Annotated in this window: 22 protein-coding genes; 11 read left to right on the forward strand and 11 right to left on the reverse strand. The window is 61.5% G+C overall.

The features are described from left to right. Positions 1 to 438: 438 nt before the first annotated feature. From AC1DXO_RS13070 to AC1DXO_RS13080, 3 genes are read right to left on the reverse strand one after another with little or no spacing between them, the layout of a single operon-like run. The gene (locus AC1DXO_RS13070; RefSeq protein WP_476978593.1) at positions 439 to 1,011 is read right to left on the reverse strand and encodes an RluA family pseudouridine synthase; all 573 of its coding nucleotides are present in this window, start codon (positions 1,009 to 1,011) and stop codon (positions 439 to 441) included. A 26-nt stretch (positions 1,012 to 1,037) separates the two neighbouring features. Further along, positions 1,038 to 1,397 (reverse strand): DUF1304 domain-containing protein, encoded by a 360-nt coding sequence (locus AC1DXO_RS13075; RefSeq protein ID WP_476978594.1) that lies wholly within the window; start codon positions 1,395 to 1,397, stop codon positions 1,038 to 1,040. Between the two features lie 4 nt (positions 1,398 to 1,401). Beyond that, positions 1,402 to 3,327, reverse strand: a complete 1,926-nt coding sequence (locus tag AC1DXO_RS13080) for a S9 family peptidase (RefSeq protein WP_476978595.1) — start codon at positions 3,325 to 3,327, stop codon at positions 1,402 to 1,404. Between the two features lie 199 nt (positions 3,328 to 3,526). On the opposite strand from AC1DXO_RS13080, the gene AC1DXO_RS13085 reads away from it, so the two are divergent. The 3 genes from AC1DXO_RS13085 (at position 3,527) to AC1DXO_RS13095 (ending at position 6,198) form a co-directional block, all read left to right on the forward strand. After that, entirely contained in the window at positions 3,527 to 4,069 is a 543-nt protein-coding gene (locus tag AC1DXO_RS13085; protein ID WP_476978596.1) for a glutathione peroxidase, read from the forward strand. Between the two features lie 145 nt (positions 4,070 to 4,214). Then, positions 4,215 to 5,237, forward strand: a complete 1,023-nt coding sequence (locus AC1DXO_RS13090) for a glycosyl hydrolase (RefSeq protein WP_476978597.1) — start codon at positions 4,215 to 4,217, stop codon at positions 5,235 to 5,237. 187 nt (positions 5,238 to 5,424) lie between these two features. Then, entirely contained in the window at positions 5,425 to 6,198 is a 774-nt protein-coding gene (locus AC1DXO_RS13095; RefSeq protein ID WP_476978598.1) for an SDR family oxidoreductase, read from the forward strand. On the opposite strand, the gene AC1DXO_RS13100 is transcribed toward AC1DXO_RS13095, so the two are convergent. Together AC1DXO_RS13100 and AC1DXO_RS13105 are read right to left on the reverse strand one after the other, a co-directional pair. Continuing rightward, the gene (locus tag AC1DXO_RS13100; protein WP_476978599.1) at positions 6,195 to 6,953 is read right to left on the reverse strand and encodes an SDR family NAD(P)-dependent oxidoreductase; all 759 of its coding nucleotides are present in this window, start codon (positions 6,951 to 6,953) and stop codon (positions 6,195 to 6,197) included. The two genes, AC1DXO_RS13095 and AC1DXO_RS13100, sit on opposite strands and share 4 nt — an antisense overlap. A gap of 10 nt (positions 6,954 to 6,963) precedes the next feature. Then, positions 6,964 to 8,157: an amino acid deaminase gene (locus tag AC1DXO_RS13105; RefSeq protein WP_476978600.1), complete on the reverse strand. Its 1,194-nt coding sequence runs from the start codon at positions 8,155 to 8,157 to the stop codon at positions 6,964 to 6,966. 15 nt (positions 8,158 to 8,172) lie between these two features. On the opposite strand from AC1DXO_RS13105, the gene AC1DXO_RS13110 reads away from it, so the two are divergent. Then, on the forward strand, positions 8,173 to 9,675 hold the full coding sequence (locus AC1DXO_RS13110; protein ID WP_476978601.1) for an N-acyl-D-amino-acid deacylase family protein: 1,503 nt from the start codon (positions 8,173 to 8,175) through the stop codon (positions 9,673 to 9,675). Beyond that, complete coding sequence (locus tag AC1DXO_RS13115; RefSeq protein WP_476978602.1) at positions 9,672 to 10,070, forward strand: RidA family protein; 399 nt, start codon at positions 9,672 to 9,674, stop codon at positions 10,068 to 10,070. Before AC1DXO_RS13110 ends, AC1DXO_RS13115 begins: the two co-directional genes overlap by 4 nt. Positions 10,071 to 10,087: 17 nt before the next feature. Here AC1DXO_RS13115 and AC1DXO_RS13120 read toward each other — a convergent pair whose 3' ends face one another. From AC1DXO_RS13120 to AC1DXO_RS13130, 3 genes are all read right to left on the reverse strand, one after another. Next, the gene (locus AC1DXO_RS13120; protein ID WP_476978603.1) at positions 10,088 to 10,888 is read right to left on the reverse strand and encodes a hypothetical protein; all 801 of its coding nucleotides are present in this window, start codon (positions 10,886 to 10,888) and stop codon (positions 10,088 to 10,090) included. Positions 10,889 to 10,909: 21 nt separating this feature from the next. After that, positions 10,910 to 11,623: a hypothetical protein gene (locus AC1DXO_RS13125; RefSeq protein WP_476978604.1), complete on the reverse strand. Its 714-nt coding sequence runs from the start codon at positions 11,621 to 11,623 to the stop codon at positions 10,910 to 10,912. A gap of 129 nt (positions 11,624 to 11,752) precedes the next feature. After that, positions 11,753 to 12,208: a MarR family winged helix-turn-helix transcriptional regulator gene (locus AC1DXO_RS13130; protein ID WP_476978605.1), complete on the reverse strand. Its 456-nt coding sequence runs from the start codon at positions 12,206 to 12,208 to the stop codon at positions 11,753 to 11,755. A 228-nt stretch (positions 12,209 to 12,436) separates the two neighbouring features. Here AC1DXO_RS13130 and AC1DXO_RS13135 point away from each other — a divergent pair, with 228 nt between their 5' ends. From AC1DXO_RS13135 to AC1DXO_RS13160, 6 genes are all read left to right on the forward strand, one after another. Beyond that, the gene (locus AC1DXO_RS13135) at positions 12,437 to 13,033 is read left to right on the forward strand and encodes a YqaA family protein (protein WP_476978606.1); all 597 of its coding nucleotides are present in this window, start codon (positions 12,437 to 12,439) and stop codon (positions 13,031 to 13,033) included. A gap of 29 nt (positions 13,034 to 13,062) precedes the next feature. Beyond that, positions 13,063 to 13,620: a disulfide bond formation protein B gene (locus AC1DXO_RS13140; protein ID WP_476978607.1), complete on the forward strand. Its 558-nt coding sequence runs from the start codon at positions 13,063 to 13,065 to the stop codon at positions 13,618 to 13,620. Positions 13,621 to 13,636: 16 nt separating this feature from the next. Continuing rightward, positions 13,637 to 14,239 carry a demethoxyubiquinone hydroxylase family protein gene (locus AC1DXO_RS13145; protein WP_476978608.1) on the forward strand — a complete coding sequence of 201 codons (603 nt, stop codon included), beginning with the start codon at positions 13,637 to 13,639 and terminating at the stop codon, positions 14,237 to 14,239. 30 nt (positions 14,240 to 14,269) lie between these two features. Next, the gene (locus tag AC1DXO_RS13150; protein ID WP_476978609.1) at positions 14,270 to 14,728 is read left to right on the forward strand and encodes a DUF1003 domain-containing protein; all 459 of its coding nucleotides are present in this window, start codon (positions 14,270 to 14,272) and stop codon (positions 14,726 to 14,728) included. Between the two features lie 86 nt (positions 14,729 to 14,814). Then, on the forward strand, positions 14,815 to 16,089 hold the full coding sequence (locus tag AC1DXO_RS13155; protein ID WP_476978610.1) for an NRAMP family divalent metal transporter: 1,275 nt from the start codon (positions 14,815 to 14,817) through the stop codon (positions 16,087 to 16,089). Between the two features lie 192 nt (positions 16,090 to 16,281). After that, positions 16,282 to 16,860 (forward strand): hypothetical protein, encoded by a 579-nt coding sequence (locus AC1DXO_RS13160; protein WP_476978611.1) that lies wholly within the window; start codon positions 16,282 to 16,284, stop codon positions 16,858 to 16,860. Here AC1DXO_RS13160 and AC1DXO_RS13165 read toward each other — a convergent pair. The 3 genes from AC1DXO_RS13165 to AC1DXO_RS13175 all read right to left on the reverse strand — a co-directional run bounded on the left by AC1DXO_RS13165 (position 16,844) and on the right by AC1DXO_RS13175 (position 20,877). Next, positions 16,844 to 19,300 (reverse strand): TonB-dependent receptor, encoded by a 2,457-nt coding sequence (locus AC1DXO_RS13165; protein ID WP_476978612.1) that lies wholly within the window; start codon positions 19,298 to 19,300, stop codon positions 16,844 to 16,846. The genes AC1DXO_RS13160 and AC1DXO_RS13165 overlap by 17 nt on opposite strands. Further along, entirely contained in the window at positions 19,236 to 20,216 is a 981-nt protein-coding gene (locus tag AC1DXO_RS13170; RefSeq protein ID WP_476978613.1) for a FecR family protein, read from the reverse strand. Before AC1DXO_RS13170 ends, AC1DXO_RS13165 begins: the two co-directional genes overlap by 65 nt. A gap of 136 nt (positions 20,217 to 20,352) precedes the next feature. Continuing rightward, complete coding sequence (locus AC1DXO_RS13175) at positions 20,353 to 20,877, reverse strand: RNA polymerase sigma factor (protein ID WP_476978614.1); 525 nt, start codon at positions 20,875 to 20,877, stop codon at positions 20,353 to 20,355. Positions 20,878 to 20,947: the final 70 nt, after the last annotated feature.

The following is a 20,947-nucleotide window of genomic DNA, read 5'->3' on the forward strand; positions in this document are numbered from 1 at the left end:
AACCGCCGCTGTCCTTATACCTCCCTGAATTTGCTTGCAAATTTGGGGAGGGGGACCGCACGAGCGCGAATTGGCGATAGCCAATGAGACGTGAGATGTGTGCCTGCCGGCGAGGCTGGTGGGGTTTCTGGCTTCAAAACGGCGTCCGTCGAGAATGCAGGAAGCAAGGATTTTACCACGGATCACCCTTCGCTCTCGCTTCAGGGTGACACGGATGCCGCTCGGCGGACACAGATAAGGCACGGATGGTAGTAGCGCATGCGGCGCCAGTCCTGCGTTGTTCGTTTTTTTCGAAGCGCAACGCGCTTCAATTCAAATAAAAGTCACGATACCGCCCGAGTAAGGCCGAGATATCCGTGTCTATCCGTGTCCGCGAAGCGGCATCCGTGTCACCGGAAGCGTCAGCGACCGGTGATCCGTGTTCGAATCTTCTCTACCCTAAAACGCTGCCGCAACCTCGAATGCCATCGCCTCGCCGGTCACCGGATGCGGAACAATCAGCCGCTCTGCGTGCAGCAACAATCGCTCGCCGCCCAGTTGCGCCGCGTATAGCGTATCCCCAACAATCGGATGGCCGATGGCCAGCATATGCACCCGCAACTGATGCGACCTGCCTGTGACCGGCTCTAGCTCGACGCGCGATGTCCGCTCTCCGCGCGCCACCACCCGATACCGCGTCAGCGACGGCTTCCCCACCACATGATCGACCATCTGGCGCGGGCGATTGGGCCAGTCGGTGATCAGCGGCAGATCGACCTCGCCCGTATCCGGCAATTCCCCATGCACCACGGCGATATAGCGTTTCTCGACCCGGCGTTCGGCAAAGGCCACCGATAAAGCCCGCTGAGCCACTTCACCGCGCCCAAAGACGATCAGGCCCGACGTCGCCTGATCCAACCGGTGCACCGTCAAGGCATCCGGGTAACGCAACTGAACGCGGGCAATCAGGCAGTCCTGCTTGTCGGGACCGCGCCCGGGCACGCTGAGCAGGCCGGCAGGCTTATCCGCCACCACCAGGGCATCGTCGGCAAAGAGGATCACCCGGGGATGTGCAACAAGACAAGCGCGATGATCGCCGGCAAGGCCTGGATAAACAGGATCGAGCGCTTGACCGTGATGCCGCCATAGATGCCAGCGACGATGACGCAGGCCAGGAAAAATATCTTGGCATGGAAGTCATGCGCCAGCAAACCCCAGACGAGGCCGGCAGCGAGAAAGCCGTTATACAGGCCCTGATTGGCCGCCAATTTCGCCGATTCCTTGGCAAACTCCGCTGAAAGCCCGAAGGTTCTTCGGCCAAACGGCGTGTTCCACAGAAACATCTCCAGAATCAGAAACAACACGTGCAGCACCGCAACAACGGCGATGAGGATATCGGTGATGGCGCCCAGGCTCATATGGCTATTCCTTCAAAAGGGTCTGTTGCCAGAACATCAGTCCGACCCAGAACTGATAGTCCTGATTGACCTTCTTGGCAAAGCCATGGCCTTCGTCCTGGCCCAGCAGCGACCACGCCGTGCCGCCCTTGGCCCGCACGGCCTTGACAATCTGGTCGGCTTCGGACGCCGGAACGCGCGGATCGTTACCACCGGTCACGACCAGCAGCGGGATATTGAAGCGATCGACGGAGGTCAGGGGCGATATCTCCATCAGCTTGGCGCGCTGCTTCGGATCGCGTTCGTCGCCATATTCGACGCGGCGCAGATCGCGACGATAGCTTTGGGTGTTTTCGAGGAAGGTCACGAAGTTGGAGATGGCGACGACGCAGTTGGCGCCCTTTAGCCGCGTGCCGTAACGGATAGCCACGGCGTAGCACATATAGCCGCCATACGACCCGCCGGTGACGGCGAAACGCGACGCGTCCAGGGCCGGATCCTTGTCCAGCACATCGAGGAAGGCGCCGATATCCTTGACCGAATCCTCGCGCTTGAACGGCCCGTTATCCAGCGAGACGAAGCGTTTGCCGAAACCGGTCGATCCACGCACATTGGGGTAGAAGATCGCGATGCCCAGTTCATTGAGCAGGTAATTGCTTCGTCCCAGGAAGCCCGGCGTGAATTCACCTTCCGGTCCACCGTGGATATTGACGATCAGAGGGCGCTTGCCCGGGAATTTGGCCGGATCGGGGCGGTAGAGAAAGCCCGATACCGGCTCGCCGTCGAAAGACCTGACCTCGACAAACTGCGGCTCGGCATTGACATTGGTGTCCAGGCCGCCCGTTTCCGACTGGGTCCAGCGCGTTACCGCCAGGCTCTTCGGATCAATCGAATAGGCATCGGCGGCACTGCGCGCCGAGGTGACCGTCAGGCCAATATCGCCCCAGGGCGCAATGTCCAGCCCGCCGACCGTACCGGCGGCCAGATCGCTGACGACACGCACCGTGCCTGTCTTAGAGTCCATCACCTTGACCCGGTCGCGACCGGCTTCGTTGATCGAATAGACGAGAAAGCTGCCGTCGTCGGCGATATCGAAGGCTTCGACGTCCCACTTCGGATCGGGCGATTTGGGCGTGAACTTGCCAGTCTTGATGTCGATCGTGCCCAGCCGCTGGAAGTCGGAGCCTTCATCGGACGTTACCCAGAGCGTGCCATCGGGGGCGAACTGCGCCTCACCATAGGCAATTTCCTTGGCCGGATCGCCAATCGCCGTCATCGAGCCGCTTGCCATGTCGAGAATATAGAGGACCGAATGGCTTATCGACTGAACATTGACGACGACGGCCGTCTTGCCGTCGGGTGAAAAATCACTAAGCCCCCAGCCGCCGCCCGTCACCTGAGCGACCAGGTGATCCGTCGCCGGGTCGCGCGGATCCATGACATAGATGTCGTTGTCGGTGCCGTTGCGCCGTGTCGAGGTGTACCCGATCAGCTGGCCGTCCTTGCTCCACGCACCCAGTGCGTTGCGGCTCTTGCCATCGGTCAGCAGGCTCAATTGGCCGTTCTTCAGGGTGTAGAGCTGGAAGAACTCGTTCCCGCCGATATCCTTGCGCACCACCAGGACGTCGCCTCTCGGCGACCACGATCCGCCGACGGGTTCGGCTTCGAAACTGATCTGGCGGCGGTCCATCATCGGGCCCGCCAACCGGTGCAGCTGCGCGGTATTGCCGAAGCGGGTCGTGATCAGCATCGACTTATCGGATGGACTCCAGCCGGCAAAGCCCGCGGTACGGTATTCCATATAGGGCCGGGTCGCCGTTACGATCGAGTCGGGCACGGCGGGGATGCCGTCCGCGACCAGGGCAGCCGGTTTTTCGGCATCCGCCAAAGCGGCTGTGGTAAAGGCCGGCGCCGCAATCATGGCAGCCAGAACAAGTGCAAACCGGCGCATCGGCATCTCCGTCGTGATAGGTCGGCAGCACTCTACACAGGATTGACGGCAGTTCAATTCGTTGCCGCGGAAACATTAATCGACATGGAATTGGAAGGACCCGGGCGATGATCCCCTGTCGTCGCGCGTCTGGCTGTTGCACCGCACACCTGCGCACTGTAGGCTTGCCCCACGCCGCATGCGGCCCACGGAGTTCCAGATGAGCGATATCTACACCCTTCCCTTGCGTACGATCGCCGGCAAGCCGGCCACCTTAGGTCCCTATGCCGGCAAGGTCCTTTTGATTGTCAATGTTGCATCGAAGTGCGGATTGACTCCGCAATATGAGGGCCTGGAAGCCTTGCACCGCGCCCGGAGCTATGACGGTCTGCGTATCGTGGGCTTTCCGGCCAACAATTTCCTGGAGCAGGAACCCGGCAGCGATGCCGAGATCGCCACCTTCTGCTCGACCGAGTACAATGTCACCTTCCCGATCTTCAGCAAGATCAGTGTCGTCGGCGCCGACAAGCACCCTCTATACGACATATTGACCAGGGCCAAACCCGTGGCGGTCAGCGCCGGGCCGATGCGCGAGCGGCTGGAAGGTTACGGCATTCCGGTCAGTCCACCGGGCGAAGTTCTGTGGAATTTCGAGAAGTTCCTGATCGGCCGCAAAGGTGACGTCGTCGGCCGTTTTGCCCCGGATGTGACGGCGGAAGATCCACGCCTGCTGGCTGCCATCAACGCAGAACTCGGCAAGTAGCCAGTCTCATTTCGATAGGCCATTCATCCCGCAGTTCACCAGCTGCGGGATTTTTATTGGCCTGCCATGCCGCAAATTTGGGCTCCCCTCTTTTTCATATTTCAAATTTAATTATTCTGCTAAAATGCCGTGAGAGGAAACAACCATGCATCTGACAAAGCGATCTGCCCTCGCGGCGATGAGCGCCTGGGCTGCGATGACCGCAAACGGCAGCCAGGCCCAGACCACGCCATCTCTTCCGGCCAGGGGCGAACTCAGCAATCCGAAAGCCTCGCCCGAGGCCCGGGCGCTCTATGCCTATCTGTGCGGCATCTATGGCAAGAAGACCCTGACCGGTCAGCAGGAATCGATCTGGCACGGCGGACCGCGCTACGAACTGGACTATATTGAAAAAGTCTCGGGCAAGCTGCCGGCCGTGCTGGGGCTCGACTATATCGACCCCAATGACTGGGTCGCGGCCAATGATCGCGCCACGCGGTGGTACAAGGAAGAAGGCGGCATCCCGACCATCTGCTGGCACTGGGGGGCGCCGACCATCGGCACCGGCTACGAAAATTCCAAGAAGTATTTCGACATGTTCGCGGCGTTCAAGCACGGAACGCCCGAAAATACGGCCATGATCCGCGACATCGTCGCCATCGGTGACCAGTTGACCGTGCTGCGTGACCGTGGCGTGCCGGTCTTGTGGCGGCCGATGCACGAATTCACCGGCAACTGGTTCTGGTGGGGGATGAGCGGCGCCGAAGCCTTCAAGGCGCTGTGGATCTTCATGTACAAATACTACACCTTCGAACGCGGGCTGGATAACCTGATCTGGGTGCTGGGCTACACCAAGGACGTCCAGGCCAGCTACTATCCCGGCCGGCAGTATGTCGACATCGCCGGCGCCGACACCTACGTCAATGACCACGGCCCGCTGAGCGACATGTTCGCCGCAGTGAAGGCCGTGGTCGGCGACACTGTGCCGATTTGCCTGCACGAGAACGGTCCGATTCCCGATCCGACCCAGCTCGGACCGTCAGCCGACTGGCTCTATTTCATGACATGGCACAGCGAGTTCATACACGACGGCAAGCAGAATACGGTCGACGAGATCAGGCGCTTCTATAATTCCGATCGCTACATCACCAAGGACGAGATCGACCCGGCCTTCAAGCCGGAGGCGTAATTCCAACGGCCATTGAGCGTAGCTCATAGGCTGTTGGCAAGGCCGCCAGAAAACGTTCTTTGGCCGCCGCGCACGTTTGCGCGAGCCATCGGGGGCGCCCGTGCGACGGCGCTTGAGCTCTAAAAAGTCAAAAAGCGCTTTACTTTCCGACCCGTCATCCTGTTCATGGCCGCGGGAGGAAAACACCATGTCACACACAAATCCCCTGTTCGACCTGACCGGGCGCACGGCGCTGGTCACCGGTTCAGGCCAGGGCCTGGGGCTGGCCATGGCCACAGGCCTGGCCAATGCCGGGGCGCGTATCGTGCTCAACGGCCGCTCGGCCGAGCGTCTCGGCGAAGGCGCCGCTGCCCTGCGCGACCTGGGTGCCGAGGTCGTGCTGCTGCCCTTCGATGTCACCGATGGCGATGCAGCGGCTGAAGCCGTCGACGGTCTGGAAGCGTCCGGCGTCGCCATCGACATCCTGATCAACAATGCCGGTATCCAGCGCCGGGCGCCTCTGGAAAACTTTACGCGCAAGGATTGGGACGACATCATGCGGACCAATATCGACAGTCTGTTCTTTGTCGGCCAGGCCGTGGCGCGGCATATGATCAAGCGCGGCCATGGCAAGATCATCAACATCGCCAGCGTCCAGTCGGAACTGGCCCGCCCGACCATCGCACCCTATACGACGTCGAAGGGCGCCGTGAAGAACCTGACCAAGGGCATGTGCACCGACTGGGCAAGACATGGCCTGCAGATCAATGCAATCGGTCCCGGCTATTTCGCCACACCGCTGAACCGCGCGCTGTATGAGGATCCGGAGTTCGACGGCTGGCTGAAAAAGCGTGTTCCGACCGGCCGCTGGGGGCGGATGGAAGACCTGCACGGCGCGGCGGTGTTCCTGGCATCTTCGGCTTCGGACTTTATCAACGGCCAGATTCTCTATGTCGATGGCGGTCTGCTGGCATCGATTTAGTACCCCGGCCAATTTGGCTTGTTGAACACGCCGCCGTCGACATTGATGGTCTGGCCCGTGATAAAGCTCGCCTGGTCACCGGCCAGCAGACACACCGCATCGGCGACGTCTTTCGGCGTCCCCACCCGACCCAGCGGTGTGATAGCGGCCCAGCGGCCGGCATAGTCGGGCGCTTCCAGCTTGGTCCGTTCGGTCTCGATAGCGCCGGGTGCCACGCAATTGACGGTGATGCCGTAAGCGCCCAGTTCAACCGCCGCGACCTTGGTCAGCATCTCGATGCCACCCTTCGACGCCGTGTAATCGACCAGGTTTGGAAAGGCGATCTGATTGCAACCCGAACCGATATTGACGATACGGCCGCCCGTCTTGGCATCGACCATCAAACGCGCGGCGGCCTGAGTATTGAGAAAACAGCCCTTCAGATTGGTACGGATGACGCGGTCCCAATCGGCCTCTTCCAGATCGAGCAAAGACGACCAGGTCTGGACGCCGGCATTGTTGACCAACAGTCCCGGCGCGCCCGCCGCCTCATGCACGGCAGCGTACAAGCGATCGACATCCGCCTTGACGCCGGCATCGCAGGCAAGCGCGGTACATTGCCGGCCCAGCGCCGTGACATCGGCCATAACGCCGGCGCACTCAGCAGCGTCGCTGATAAAGGTGACGAAGATATCCCAGCCTTCCGCTGCCAGACCGGCTGCGATCGCCCGGCCGAGATTACCGCCGCCGCCCGTCACCACCGCCGTCTTGCCCATGACCGTCTCCTCAAAAATAGGTGTCCAGTAGGTCGATAACCCGATAGTCGTCATCGACCAGCAGCAGCTTGCGCCATTTGTCGAAGGTCAGGCACGGGTGCGAGATATCAAAGGCGATCATGTCACCGACGCGGATATCGTCGCCCGGCGCGATGTCCATAAAGGCATGCTGATCCATCATGCGCGTCACCGTCCAATGGTCCGGCGCGGGCGCGGGTGTTGCCGCACCGGAGCGGAATACCATGGCGGGTTCCGGGAAACCGGCATCGAAGGCAGCGTCGCGCTTGCCGAAACCGATCACCGCCCGGCCCGGGTCAGGCAAGGACTGCACGCAGGCCCACAGGTGCAGCGCCGGCTTCAGGCCGTAGTGCATCTTCGCGGCGATCGGGTTGCGCGTTTCGATCTGCGCCTGGGCTTTTTTGTAGGTACCGATATCGTGGCTGAGATAGCAGCCAGGCCGCAACACCACGTCAGCCAGTTCCTTGGCCGCGGCGAACTCTTCGGCAACGACGTCGTACCAGGCCGAGCCGGCGCCCGACAATATCGGCCGGCCATGAAAGCCGTCTCGCGCCGCGATATCGTGCAAGGTCGCGACGGCGCGTTTCAGATAGGTGCGGATCTCGCCCTCTTCGGCCAGGACGCCTTCGTAAATCTCGACCCCGCACAGCCGGACCTGCGGCCAGTTTTCCAGCTCGACCAGGACGGCCTCCAATCCGGCCAGGTCGCGGACGCCAGTGCGGTAACCGCTTTGATCCGACGTCGGTGCCAGCTCCAGCAAGACTTGGATCGGCGTGGTGAAAAACCGCCCCAACTGGCGCACGCCCTCGACCGAATCGACCAAACAATAAAATTCAAAATCCGGATCCGTCAGACACTGCGCGATGGCCGCCATGTTCTGCCGTCCCACCAGTTGGTTGGCCATCAACACGCGTTTGATGCCGAAATGCGCCGCCACGATGACCTGCTGCGCTGTAGCCAGGGTCATACCCCAGGCGCCACCGCCGATCTGGCGCTGGAACAGTTTCGGCGTCATGGTCGTCTTGCCGTGCGGCGCCAGGTTCAGGCCGTAAGCGGCGACGAAGCCCTGCATCCAGTCGAGATTGCTCTGCACGCGGCTGTCGTACAGCACCGCGCACGGCAGGGCGATCTCTTCGCGCAGCAGCGAGGCACCGATCTCCCCCAGGCCTTTGTCGAGCGTCAGCATGTTTTCGATTGACCCGTGCAGATTCGTCCCCCTACCTCTGTAGCCAAAATCGTCAGCTCGACAAGGCCTATGCTCGACACACTGATCCGCAATGCCCGCCTTATCGACGGCTCCGGCGCCGAACCTTGCCATGCCGACGTCGGGCTGAAGGACGGGCGCATCACCGTGATCGCCGAAAGCTGCAACCTGGCGGCCCGCGACGCGATCAATGCCGCCGGCCTGGTGCTGGCGCCGGGCTTTATCGACGCCCACACACACGACGACATGGTCGCCATCGACCGGCCAGCCATGACACCCAAGATCACCCAGGGCGTCACAACCGTAATCGCCGGCAATTGCGGAATCAGCGCAGCCCCCCTGATCGTCGGCGACGGCTTGGTGCCAGACCCACTCAACCTGCTGGGTGGGCCTGAGCGTTTTCGCTTCTCCACGTTCGAAGCCTGGACAGAAGCCGTCAATGCGGCGGGACCAGCGTGCAATATCGCCGCCTTTATCGGCCATACCGCCCTGCGCGCCGCCCAGATGGACCGCTTCGACCGCGCGGCGACGCCTGACGAAATCGCCGCCATGACGGCGCAATTGCAAGAGGCGCTGGATCACGGTGCGCTGGGCCTGTCGACGGGCCTCGCCTATCCCAACGCCATACACGCGCCGACCGAAGAGATTATTGCCCTGGCCATGCCTCTGGCGGCGGTCGGCGCACTCTACTGCACACACCTGCGCACCGAAGCCGACGGTATCCGCGACGCGCTGGACGAAGCCTTCCGTATCGGGCGCGAGGCCGGCGTGCCAGTACTGATCTCGCATCTGAAATGCGCCGGCGTCGCCAACTGGGGCCGCAGCGCCGAAGTCCTGGAAGCGGTCGACGCCGCCTCTGAAAGCCAGGCGATCGGCTGCGACTGCTACCCTTACGCCGCCAGTTCGACGACGCTGGACGTGAGGCAAGTCACGGACCGGTTCGATATCTCCATCACCTGGTCCGAACCCTGTCCCGACATGGCCGGACGTCTGTTGAAAGACATAGCGGCCGATTGGCAGACCGATTTGCTGACGGCGGCGGAACGCCTGCGTCCGGCCGGCGCCGTCTATCACGGCATGCACGCGCCCGACGTCGAACGTATCCTCAGCCATCCCGGCGTTGTTATCGGATCGGATGGCCTGCCCGAAGATCCGCGCCCCCATCCGCGCCTTTGGGGGGCTTTTCCGCGTGTGCTGGGCTATTTCACGCGCGAGCGCAAACTGTTTTCGCTGAGTACCGCCGTGCGCAAGATGACCGGCCTGACCGCCGACCGATTCCGGCTGAAGGACCGCGGCTATGTCCGGGAAGGCTATCACGCCGACCTGGTGCTGTTCGATGCTGAACAGATTGCCGACGCCGCCACCTTCGCCGATCCGATCCAGCCGGCGCGAGGCATCCACGCGGTATGGGTCAATGGACAGACGGCCCTGAAAGACGGTAAGCCGACCGAACTCCGTGCAGGACGATTCCTGCCCCGCCAACAGAGGATAGACGCATGAGCGATGATAACGGCATCAAACGTTACGGAGTCGAAGGCGGTAGCGGCACAGGTGGTCAGCACCTGCCTTTTGCCCGCGCGGTCCAGGCCGATGGCTGGCTGTATGTCTCCGGCCAGGTGCCGATGGTCAATGGCGAGGTCATCGACGGCGGTATCGTCCCCCAGACGCATCAGGCGATCAGGAACGTCCTCGCCATCCTGGCCGAAGCCGGCTACGGCACGGAACATGTCGTGCGTTGCGGTGTCTGGCTCGACGATCCGCGCGACTTCATGTCGTTCAACCGCATTTTCAAGGAGTATTTCGGCGCCAACCCGCCGGCTCGCGCCTGTGTGGTGTCATCGATGGTGGTCGATTGCAAGGTTGAGGTCGACTGCGTGGCCTATAAGAAGCCTTAGGTCTCAGGCCTCCGCCCTCAGGCCAGCATATTACGCTTGTGGGCCGGCAGCTTCCGGCCGCCGCTGGGACGCGGTGCCGGCGGCAAGGGTGGTGTCGGTTCCGGCGGCGGAGGCGTGTCCTCGGCCTTGACCGGCGGCGGCACATCGACCACCGGCAACGGCGCACTGCCGGCCTTGTCGGCGTCGCTTAGGGCGCCCGCCACCGTCGCGGCAATCGTCGGCCGATCACGCTTGAAGAAGGATTGCGTCACCAAAGGCCGCACCGGCGGGGTGGCCAGTTCCATTTGCGCGGCAGCAATCAGCGACAGCACACTGTCCTTTTGCCAGAACTTGTTCAGCGCCTGCAACGCCTTCCAGACCTGATGATAATGTTCCTCGGTAGCCCGGGCGACCTTGATCTTGGGGGCGCCCGGCGCGACGGGTACGGCGTCCTTCTCGGCCTTCAGGGCATCGTCCAGGGCCTTGACCGCCTTGCCGAGCTTGCCATTGAGCGCAATCAGCAACCCGACGCGCGACTCCAGGATGTCGGCGACCTCGCGGCCGCGCTCCAGAATGATGGCACCCGACGACTTCAGCGCCTGGTCGAGCGCATAGCGCACACTGCCGTAGATGGCTTCGCGCGAGTCCTGATACTGTTTCCTCAGGCGGTCGAGCCCGCGCTGCCGGCCCAAATAGTAGCCGACCAGGCACAGGGCGATAACAATAACAATCAGTCCCACCAGCCCGACAATATAGATCGGGTGGATAGTCGACAGATCGTAGGGGTCGTTGAACGTCCCCTCCGCCGGTCCTCCGAAATTGTCATCGAAATCATGCATGCCTATGTCACCGGGCCTGTCTCAATGCTCGCCGCGACGGCTGAAGGCAGCCGGCAGAAACTTTTCGTCGATGCGCGGCGGCGACCACGATGGCGAATGGCTGATCTGCTGCTGAACGGCGCGCAGGGACGCCACGACCGAATTGCGGTGCTTCCAATAGTCGAAAATGCGCTGGACGGCCTTCCAGATCGTCTCGCTCTTTTCCTCGACCGTCATCGCTACCTTTTCCGAAGGGGCGGCAGCGGCGGCGCTCTGCGGGTAGGGCACGATCTCACCCTGATTGACCGCGATATTTATGATGGTGTTTCCGGTCAGGGCACCGCCTATCGGCATGCCGCCTGGCGCCTTGTACTCTTCCTCGCGCGTTCCATCCATCGCGGTGTTGAGCGCGCCAATGGCCTTGCTGAAATCCGCGCTGAGCTTGAGCGTGCTGCCGAACTGCTTTTTGATTTCATCGACGCAGGCGCGCAACCGCACCTCCTGCTCGTCCTCGGGGGCACGGGCAGCTTCGGACAGAACCTTGCGCACGACTTCGACGCGACGTGATATGGCATCCTGGGCGTCGGACATGACGCGCTGTTCGGCCATCTTGTAGAAGGCGAAAAAGATCGCGGCCAGAAGCAGGACCAGCAGCAGCGCGCCCAGGCCCCAGAACAGGAGATCGAACTGAAAGACGGGATCGCTGGGGAAATCCGAGGGAAGTCCGTGGCCGTCATTGCTGTAATCGATTTGCAAGCCCCCTCCTCCCTCATCCGCGAACGCGGCGACATCACATCGCAGCTAACCACAAAGGTTAACAGATAGATTGGCGCGGCGCTATCCCGCTTCCCCTATTTTGCCGCCTCAAATGCGCGAGTTCGCCTGTCAGCCGTTATTTTGCGCCTTGAGCGCGGCATCTTCGACACGGCGCAGCAACTTCTTGAAGGTCGCAACCTCGTCGGCGGAGAAATCAGCGAGCATGACTTTTTCATATTCGGCCGCGGCGGGGACGACGTCGGCGAACAGGCGCTCGCCTTCCGATGTCAGAATCAGGTGGTGCGACCGGCCGTCGTGCTCGTGCGGGGCGCGCGTGATCAACCGGCGCTTGGCCAGGGCCTGGGCGGCGCGCGAGATCGTCACCTTGTCCATGCCGCCGCGCTTGACCAGGGCCTGCTGGGTCGACGGGCCGTCCTCACGCAGGATCATGATCAGCCGCCATTCCGGTATTTTCAGCCCATACAGGCTGTCATAGGCGGTCGATATGAGCGTGCTCACGGCGCTGGACGCCACGGCCAGCCGGTAAGGCATGTATTCGTCCAGAGTCAACGAATCGTGCGGCATGAGTACGAGTCCTTTCGTAGGGAGGTTACGTGATGCCCCAGTACGTTGCCAATGACAAATCAGTAATAGTTAAGACATTGCATAATTTCGCTAAAGTCATGGTATTTTGTAAAAATCGGGAGATTTCGCAAAAATTTCCCCAAATTTGCGCCTGTGGTGCGTCACGCCCGCGACAAGCGGCAATGCGCCTGCTAAGGGAGGCCTTCCTCGAAGTTTGCAGGCGTGTACGTGCTCAAGAAAATCTACGACTGGATGTTGAAGCTGGCGGGCGGGCGTCATGCCGAAAAGGCCCTGGCCCTGGTTTCGTTCGCCGAAGCTTCATTCTTCCCGGTTCCGCCCGACGTCATGCTGATTCCCATGGTACTGGCGCGTCCGGAAAAAGCCTGGCGCACGGCGGCCATCTGCTCGATTGCCTCGGTGCTCGGAGGTTTCCTGGGCTACGCCATTGGCTATTATTTCCAGCCGGTCGGCGAGGCGATCCTGGCCCTGTTCGGCCATCCGAACGGTCTGGCCGAATTCCGCTGCTTTTTTGCCAAATGGGGCGCGTCCGTGATTCTGATCAAGGGCCTGACGCCCATTCCGTACAAGCTGGTGACCATCGCCGCCGGCCTGGCGCAGTTCAACCTGCCCTTATTCTTCGTCTGCTCGGCCGTAACGCGTTCGGCGCGCTTCTTTGCGGTTGCCGCCCTGGTGAAACGCTTCGGTCCTGAAATCACCGAAGTTATGGAAAAGCGCTTCTACCTTGTCACCACTATTGTTCTCGCGGTAGTCGTGATAGGCTTCATTGCCGTCAAGCTGCTGACGCATTCGTCTTCCACCTGCTGACCGACATGGCCGGGACTAAGGCATATCTGATGACTCACCCCAAACCGTCCACCAATGTCGGCGCCAAGCTACGCCTGGCCTTTTCGCGCTGGTGGAGCATCACCGCGCTGGTCGTCTCCTTAGGCATGCTGGCCACGGCCTGGTCGTTCCAGTTGTTCGGCGGGCTCAACCCTTGCCATCTGTGCCTGAAGCAACGCGATATCTACTGGATCGCCGTTGGCGTTTCGCTGGTCGCCTCGGTGTGGGCGCTTTTCACGGGTGCGAAGGGGCCGCCGCGCGTCTTCTCGTTCGTCCTTTTCGCCATATTCGCCACCGGCGCCGCCATCGCCATGTTCCATGCCGGCGTCGAGCAGCACTGGTGGCGCGGACCGGAAACCTGCACGACGTCAGGCAAGGAAATCAGCCTCGACAGCGTGGCCGCCATGCTGAGCGGTGCGCCGACCCGTGCCGCCATGTGCGACGTTATAGCCTGGGACCTGTGGGGCATAACCATGTCAGGATACAATGCCATCGCATCGGTGGTCCTGGCCATACTCAGCCTGGTCGCGTCCCTGCGCTTCCGCCCGAAAAAGAAGCGCGCATTATAGATTTCGAGGTCCAGTCATGACCGCCGCCACATCGACCGCCGCTGAATCGTCTCGCAACGCATCACATAAGCCCCTTCCGCCCCGGCCGGGCCAGGGCGAAAGCCGCGCCCGCCTGGAAGAAATCCTGCGCGTCGATCATGCCGGCGAACTGGCGGCCGTCCATATCTATCGCGGCCAGAGCGCCGTCTTCAAAGCCACGCCGCACAGCCATCTCAGCGAGCAGTTCAGCCGCATGGAAGGCGAGGAACAGACCCATCTCGACGCCTTCGAAACGCTGCTGCGCGACAACCACGTCCGCCCAACGATCATGACACCCGTCTGGCGCCTTGCCGCTCTGGGCCTGGGCGTCGGCACGGCCCTGCTGGGTGAAAAGGCGGCCCACGCCTGTACCGAAGCGGTCGAAAGCGTGATTGAGGAACATTATGCCGAACAGATCGCCGAGGTCACGTCCAGCGATCCCGAACTGGCGGCGCGCCTGAGCCAGTTCCGCGACGACGAAATCGGCCATCATGATCGCGCCGTCGAGCAGGGCGCGCGTGAGGCGCCGGCCTACCCACTGTTGTCGGCGATTATCAAGACCGGTTGCCGCCTGGCCATCCGGATCAGCGAAAAAATATAACCCTGAAAGCTCCTCCCCGAAAGTCCCTCAATGACCGATGCGCCGCCCTTCAAGGTCAGACATCATAAGCCCCATCTGCCGCCTCAGTCCCTTGGCGAGCGCATGTCGGACCGGATCGCGGCCCTGGTCGGATCGTGGCGCTTTATCATCGTCCAATCGTGCATCCTGATCAGCTGGATCATCCTGAATATCATTGGCTGGGTCGCCCATTGGGATCCCTACCCCTTCATCCTGCTTAATCTGGTGTTGTCCTTCCAGGCCGCCTTTACCGCCCCGATCATCATGATGGCGCAGAACCGCCAGTCCGATATCGACCGGCACAAGGCGCAGCTCGACTATGACGTCAATTGCCGCGCCGAACTGGATATCGAGTCGCTGCACCAGAAGATCGACCTGATGCGCCAGGAAGACATAACGCGACTGATCGGACTACTGGAAACCCTGACGAGGGAACGGATCACCAGGGAAGAAGATACGCCCAAGGCCTGATCGGCTGTTTATCGCCGGGACGGAACATCCTATTGCGCCGCTCGCCCGGGCGTGGTCTGTAAACCCAGATCAGGAGCCAAAAGGCGATGGAACCAACCTCACCACCTGTCAATCCCAAGCCGCGCGGGCTCGTCGCCCTTCTCAAGTCCCTGGGCCCCGGCCTGGTGACCGGCGCTAGCGACGACGATCCGTCCGGCATAGCCACCTATTCTCAGGCCGGCGCCCAGTACGGCCTGGCGACCTTGTGGACGGCACTGATCACCTTCCCTCTGATGGCCGCGATTCAGGAAATGTGCGCCCGCATCGGTCTGGTGACGTCGCAGGGCCTGACCGGTATTTTACGCAAGTCGTACCCCAGGCCGGTCCTGTGGCTGATGATCCTGTTCAGCTTTCCGGCTATCGTGCTCAATATCGGCGCCGATATCGCCGGCATGGGTGCCGTCGCCAACCTGATCGTACCGTCTATCCCGACCAGCTATTTCAGTATCGCCTTTACGGTCGTCTTGCTGATCCTGATCATCGCCCTGCCCTATCAAAGGTTTGCGGCGATCCTGAAATGGTTGTGCGCCGTCCTTCTGGTTTATCTGGTCGTACCCTTCCTGATGAAAACCGATTGGATGGACGTGGCGCGCCACACCTTTATGCCGACGATCAGACTGGACAAAGACTATATCAACGTCCTGGTGGCGATCCTGGGCACGACCATATCACCCTACCTGTTCTTCTGGCAGACAACCATGGAGGTCGAAGCCCAGGCCCACAGCCACGTCGTTGTCGACAAGCGGGTGATCAGGGAGATGGGGTTCGACGTCGATATCGGTATGCTGTTCTCCAACATCGTCATGTTTTTCATCATCCTGACCACAGGAACCGTGCTGTTTTCGGCCGGAATTCATCATATCGACACCGTCGCCGAGGCCGCCAGGGCCCTGGAACCCCTGGCAGGTCCGGCCGCCTATTATCTGTTCGCCGCCGGCATCATCGGCACGGGCTTCCTGGCCATACCGGTACTGAGCGGCTCACTGTCCTACATCGTCTCGGAGGCGTTTGGCTGGCAGGAAGGCCTCGACAAGAAGCTGCACGAGGCGCCGGCCTTCTACGCCGTCATTGTCGTCGCGCTGGGCGTCGGGCTGGCTATCAACTATACCGGCATATCGCCGATTCAGGCCCTGTTGTGGTCAGCCATGCTGTACGGCGTGACGTCGCCGGTGATCATTGCCATCGTGCTGCATATTTCCAACAACAAAAAGGTCATGGGCCGGTTCACCAACGGCTTCTGGTCCAACCTTTTGGGCGCTCTCACGCTACTGCTCATGACGGGGTCGGCAGGCTTCCTCCTCTATTGCAACCTTACAGCGTAATTCTTAAATTGCCCGGCAGGAAGGCAAATCTTTACCGCTCCTCAACCTTTGATCTGCACCTTCTCAATCTCTACCTGTAGTGCGATTCGTCAGCATTTGTTGTTCAGCCCTCCTTTTGGCAGCCCACGAGCCATGTCTGCGCCCGTCCCCGTTATTCCCGGCCGCTTCATTCATGTCCAGATGGACAATTGCATGCCGGACCCCACCCTTTTGCGTGCCCTGCGCATGGCCAGGGGCGCGATCAGCCTCAGCTTCCGCGACACTGATTACGAAGCCGTTGTCGTCCGCTTCAAGCTGAATGTCTTCGTCATGGAATTCCGCGCCGAAACGATCGAAACCTTCGCAAACTGCGTCCGCGCCGTCCGCGGTCACGACGCGGACGTCATCCGCCTGTCGCCCATCATCGCCTTTGTCCGCAAGCCAACCCGCGAGACGATCCGCCATCTGCTGGGCCTCGGGGTCGACGATATCGTTCTGGCCGCTCTGGGCCCAGGTGAGTTCTGGCTGCGGCTTAAGCTGTTGCTGGCCAAGCCGATGGAATTTTTCGAAACGACCGAATACTTCGGACCCGACCGTCGCCGGGGCCTGACGCCCAAGGAAGGCCTCGAAGAAGGCCGCATCGCCCGCCCGCCGCTGGCGCGTTTCTTTGTCGAACGCAGCGAAGCCGGATGCCGCCGGCTGACCGTTGAGGAAGGTCAGACGAATCGCGCCCGTCCTGCCCAATCCCTGACGCCAAACCTCGCTTCGGATCTGATCAGTAAGACCGGCTGACCGACAGCCAAACCGTGCGCGGCCGCAGCGGCGTCATCTGGTCGGCTGTATCCATCGAGAACGGATTACCATAGGCAAAGCTGTTGCTCTGCGTCGACAGGGCGTTGGTGACTCGCAAAGCCAGGCTGTAAGGCCCGATATCGGTTGATGACGACAGGTCGATATTGACATAGCCGTCCATCCAGACCCGCGGCGTAACCCCGTAGTTGAGCAGCGATCCGTCCTTGCCGGACACCACCATGATATGGTTCAGACGGTGGCCGTACAGGGTCTGGTCCCACTGGGCGCTGAGGCTGAGATTGACCTTGGCGATATAGGGCATGCCGCTTTCCGCCAGATAGGGATACTGGCGGTTATAGCGCCGCAGCTTCGGCTGGTTGAGTTGGCCGCGCAACTGGAATTTCAGATCGGGCGTGGCCTGCCAACCCAATTCTGTCTCCAGCCCGATATTGACGCCCCGCCCGATATTGAGCGTCACGGGCAGTCCGGTGGCGCGCAACTGGTCGCTCTGGATGTCGCGCCAGTCGGCGCTGAATATGGCCATGTCGAGCGACAGGCGGGCATCCTTCGACCGGTACTTGAATCCGCCTTCCAGGCTGTCAATGTGATCGCCGGCATAGACCTTCGGCACGGAGGTATTGACCAGCGTGGTTGTGTTGAAGCCGCCGGTACGAAAGCCGTCCGCCGACAGGGCATAAAGGAACAGGCGCGAATTGGGCTGATAGCTGATCATCAGTTCGTGGGATACCGGGGTCGCTTCGATATGGCCTTCGATATGGCCTTCCGGCAGGTAGTTGACCAGGTGAACATCGCTGATAAAACTGTCGGTTTCGTGGCGCGAATTCTGGGCGCGCAGACCCGCGGAAACCGTCCAGCGCGGTGACGGCGTCCAGATCAGCTTGCCGAACAGTGCCACGTCGCGCACGCGGTCGGCGCGCACTTCGTCATACAGGGTCTTTCCGGTATAGATATCGATTAGGTGCGGGGTAAAGCGTTCGTCGCTGTGGGCCAGGAACAGGCCGGTCAGCCATTGCCAGTGGCCGCGCTGGGGCGATACCAGACTGGCTTCGGCGGTTGACAGATGGAAGACCTGGTCTTCGTCGTAGAACAGGACGCCGGAATTGGGAATGGAAACATAGCGTCCAATCGGCCTCGCATCATAGCCCGAATGGATCTTGTGGCGCGAACGGTTGACCGACAGTTTCAGCGTCCCCGCCGCCGTCTCACGCGTCAGGCTCAGGGACAGGTTACGGAAGATGTTGTTGTGCGGTTCGGCGACCGCCAGTGCCTCGGCAAAGACCGCCTTGCGGCCAATGACATACTGGCTGTTCGACGAATTGAGATCCTGTGCCGTGGCCGTCGCATCGATCTGCAAACCTCGGTCGCCGTGCCAGGTGACGCTGACGCGCCCTCCGGCCCGCTCGGTGTCGTTGGAAGCCGTGTGCAACAGGGCGGGCGGCTTGTTCATCACACCGGGCGGGTCATCGCGTCCCCGGATAAATCCACCCGATTTTTCACTGTAGAGCGACATGCGCAGCGCCGCGCGATCCTTGATGAGCGGCAGGTTGACCACGCCGGTTACGCGCCACGATGGCTGGCCGCCACGCGTCCCTCCCAAAGCAGCCCCAGTCTGGGCGGAGAAGTTTTCAGTATCCGGCGCATTGGTGACCAGACGCACAACCCCCGACAGGGCGCCCTGGCCGTAGAGATTGCCCTGCGGACCTTTAAGCACCTCGATCCGCGCCATATCGACGAGCAGAAGGTCGGGGTCAGGGGCATTATAGGTGATGGCCGTGTCGTCCAGATAGAGGCCGACCGTCGACTGGGTCCGGCCGGTGAGTACGCCGTCGGAAATGCCACGTAGAAAGATCTTGTCGCGCCCGGGGCCGAGATTGGTCACGGTCATACCGGAAACATGCGGCGCGATCAGGGTCAGGTCGGTGTCTTCACCGGCCAGCAAAGGCGGCTTGACGACACTAACGCCCGCCGGCGTCTGGCTCAGACGCTGCGGATGACGGACAACGACAACAACCGGCTCCTCGTCGGCAGCGGGTGACGGCGGCACAGGGCGCGCAATGGGACGCGGTTCCGGCCTGGGCTTTGGACGTTCGCGCAGAACCAGGCGGTAGGTCAGGTTGTCAACACGCTGAACGTCACAGCGGCTGCCGGCCAGCAGACGTTGCAGGGCAGCTTCGGCGCTGTAATTTCCACGAATGGCCTGGGGCCGCGCCGCGCAGATGACCGGGTCGACGCCGCCGATCGATATGCCGGTCGCCAGGACGAGGTCGACGAGTTCAGAGGGCAGATCACGCGCCGCTACATCCAGGCTTTGCCGCGTCGTTTCTACAGCCTTCTGTGCATCCGACTGGCGCGCATCAACGTCCGTTGCCGCCAGAAGCAGCAGCGGCACCAGGGCGCAGGCTGAGATAGATGGCTTCATGCGTCGTGCGGACTTCGAGCGGCAGGAACTCACGTAATCGCCCGACCACCGCGTCTTGCGAATCCAGGGTTAATATGGTGCTCAGTCTTTGTTGCCCGGCCGCGTCATCGACAACGATAGGTGTGTCGAAATAGCGGTTCAGATCCCGGACCACGACGGACAGAGGCTGATTACGATAGATAGCATGGGCGTTCGTCCACGCAAAGGCCTCGCGCGGGTCGACCCGGCCAAAGGTTTCACGTCCGGTTGCTTCAGCGTGGATGCCGAAATCACCAGCACGCAGAGTGGCCGCCCTATGACCGGGCGCCATAAGACTGACCTCGCCTTCACGCACCGCCACATTGACAACGCCGTCGAGGCGGGACACGTTGAATTCCGTGCCGATATCGGTGATTTTCAGGTCGCCACTCGACAGCACAAAGGGTCGGCGCGCGTCATGGACGACGTTCAGCGCCACCTCGCCCTTGTCCAGGGTCAGGTCGCGGCGTCCATTCGACAGCCATACACTGAGACGTGTGTCCGTATTCAGCGTCAGATGCGTGCCATCGGCCAGGGCAACCTCACGGCGCTCACCGTGGCCGGTCTCATAAAGGGTTGCCGGCGCGGGGCGCAGGATGACGAAACTGACGGCCAGGGCGCACAGAACGGCTGCCCCGGCGCCCGCAAACGCGAAACGCCAGGGCCGGCCGGCCGAGGCGTTCGCCACACGCGAAGGCACATAGGGTTGGGATGGAGGCGCCTCTTCCTCCAGACCCGCCCACAATGCCAGAGCATGGCGATAGGCTTCGGCATGGCGCGGTGATGTTTCTACCCAGGCTGTCAAGGCCAGCACGTCCCCGTCGCCGATATCGCCGCTCAGAGCCTTTACGACCCATTCCGCCGCTTCCGCTTCGATATCCGCAATGTCGTCCGACATGTTCAACCTGATCCGCTCCATATACCGAAGACACTTCAAAAAGGCATAACCCGCAGCAAATTTCAAATTTAAAGCCCGGCGGCCAAAAGCCCGGCCGGAGATTCGCTACGCTTTTGGGAAAATATAAGGCCTTAACCTAATGCACCTTGTGACTTCGTCGCAGGGCCATAAGGTGTTTCAGGGCCCGTCCGAGGTGTTTTTCCACCGCACTGAGCGAAATATCGAATCGCCGCGCCACTTCGGCCTGCGCCAAGCCTTCCACCTTGTGCAGGCGAAAAATGTCACGCGTGCGTTCCGGCAATTCGTCCACGGCCTTTAACACGGCTTCCAGGTCCTGGCGCCGGCTGAGCGCGGCTTCGGCATCGGGCGATGCGTCAGCGCCTGTATCCTGCTGCGGGTGCAAATCGTACCAGGCCGCGTCACGGGCGCGATGGCTGGCCTGGGCGCGCAGGCGGTTGAGATACAGGTTGTTGGCCATGCGGAACAGATAACCGAGCGGATTGTCGACCTGTACCGCCACATCGGCCCTGCCTGCCTGGATATACAGGTCCTGCAGCACGTCCTCGGCCAGGGTCGCATCGCGGCACAGGCCAGTCAGGAAGCGCAACAGCGTGTCGCGGTTCGCCAGGTAGCTCTGCACTAGGGTCGTGGGTTGAGACACTCGGATTGCCGCGACGGAAAATTGTTGCCCGCTTATAGCGGGGGCATGGCTTCGACTGCAACCGCTGTCC

It is taken from the genome of Asticcacaulis sp. P2_C5, assembly GCF_056404555.1.

Coding starts and splice junctions, on each gene's coding strand:
- AC1DXO_RS13150 (WP_476978609.1), top strand. CDS start 14,270: ATGACCGATGCGCCGCCCTTCAAGGTCAGACATCATAAGCCCCATCTG.
- AC1DXO_RS13130 (WP_476978605.1), bottom strand. CDS start 12,208: ATGCCGCACGATTCGTTGACTCTGGACGAATACATGCCTTACCGGCTG.
- AC1DXO_RS13075 (WP_476978594.1), bottom strand. CDS start 1,397: ATGAGCCTGGGCGCCATCACCGATATCCTCATCGCCGTTGTTGCGGTG.
- AC1DXO_RS13165 (WP_476978612.1), bottom strand. CDS start 19,300: ATGAAGCCATCTATCTCAGCCTGCGCCCTGGTGCCGCTGCTGCTTCTG.
- AC1DXO_RS13105 (WP_476978600.1), bottom strand. CDS start 8,157: ATGCTGACGCTCGACAAAGGCCTGGGGGAGATCGGTGCCTCGCTGCTG.
- AC1DXO_RS13080 (WP_476978595.1), bottom strand. CDS start 3,327: ATGCGCCGGTTTGCACTTGTTCTGGCTGCCATGATTGCGGCGCCGGCC.
- AC1DXO_RS13115 (WP_476978602.1), top strand. CDS start 9,672: ATGAGCGATGATAACGGCATCAAACGTTACGGAGTCGAAGGCGGTAGC.
- AC1DXO_RS13140 (WP_476978607.1), top strand. CDS start 13,063: ATGACTCACCCCAAACCGTCCACCAATGTCGGCGCCAAGCTACGCCTG.
- AC1DXO_RS13095 (WP_476978598.1), top strand. CDS start 5,425: ATGTCACACACAAATCCCCTGTTCGACCTGACCGGGCGCACGGCGCTG.
- AC1DXO_RS13085 (WP_476978596.1), top strand. CDS start 3,527: ATGAGCGATATCTACACCCTTCCCTTGCGTACGATCGCCGGCAAGCCG.
- AC1DXO_RS13100 (WP_476978599.1), bottom strand. CDS start 6,953: ATGGGCAAGACGGCGGTGGTGACGGGCGGCGGCGGTAATCTCGGCCGG.
- AC1DXO_RS13160 (WP_476978611.1), top strand. CDS start 16,282: ATGCCGGACCCCACCCTTTTGCGTGCCCTGCGCATGGCCAGGGGCGCG.
- AC1DXO_RS13120 (WP_476978603.1), bottom strand. CDS start 10,888: ATGCATGATTTCGATGACAATTTCGGAGGACCGGCGGAGGGGACGTTC.
- AC1DXO_RS13170 (WP_476978613.1), bottom strand. CDS start 20,216: ATGTCGGACGACATTGCGGATATCGAAGCGGAAGCGGCGGAATGGGTC.
- AC1DXO_RS13145 (WP_476978608.1), top strand. CDS start 13,637: ATGACCGCCGCCACATCGACCGCCGCTGAATCGTCTCGCAACGCATCA.
- AC1DXO_RS13090 (WP_476978597.1), top strand. CDS start 4,215: ATGCATCTGACAAAGCGATCTGCCCTCGCGGCGATGAGCGCCTGGGCT.
- AC1DXO_RS13155 (WP_476978610.1), top strand. CDS start 14,815: ATGGAACCAACCTCACCACCTGTCAATCCCAAGCCGCGCGGGCTCGTC.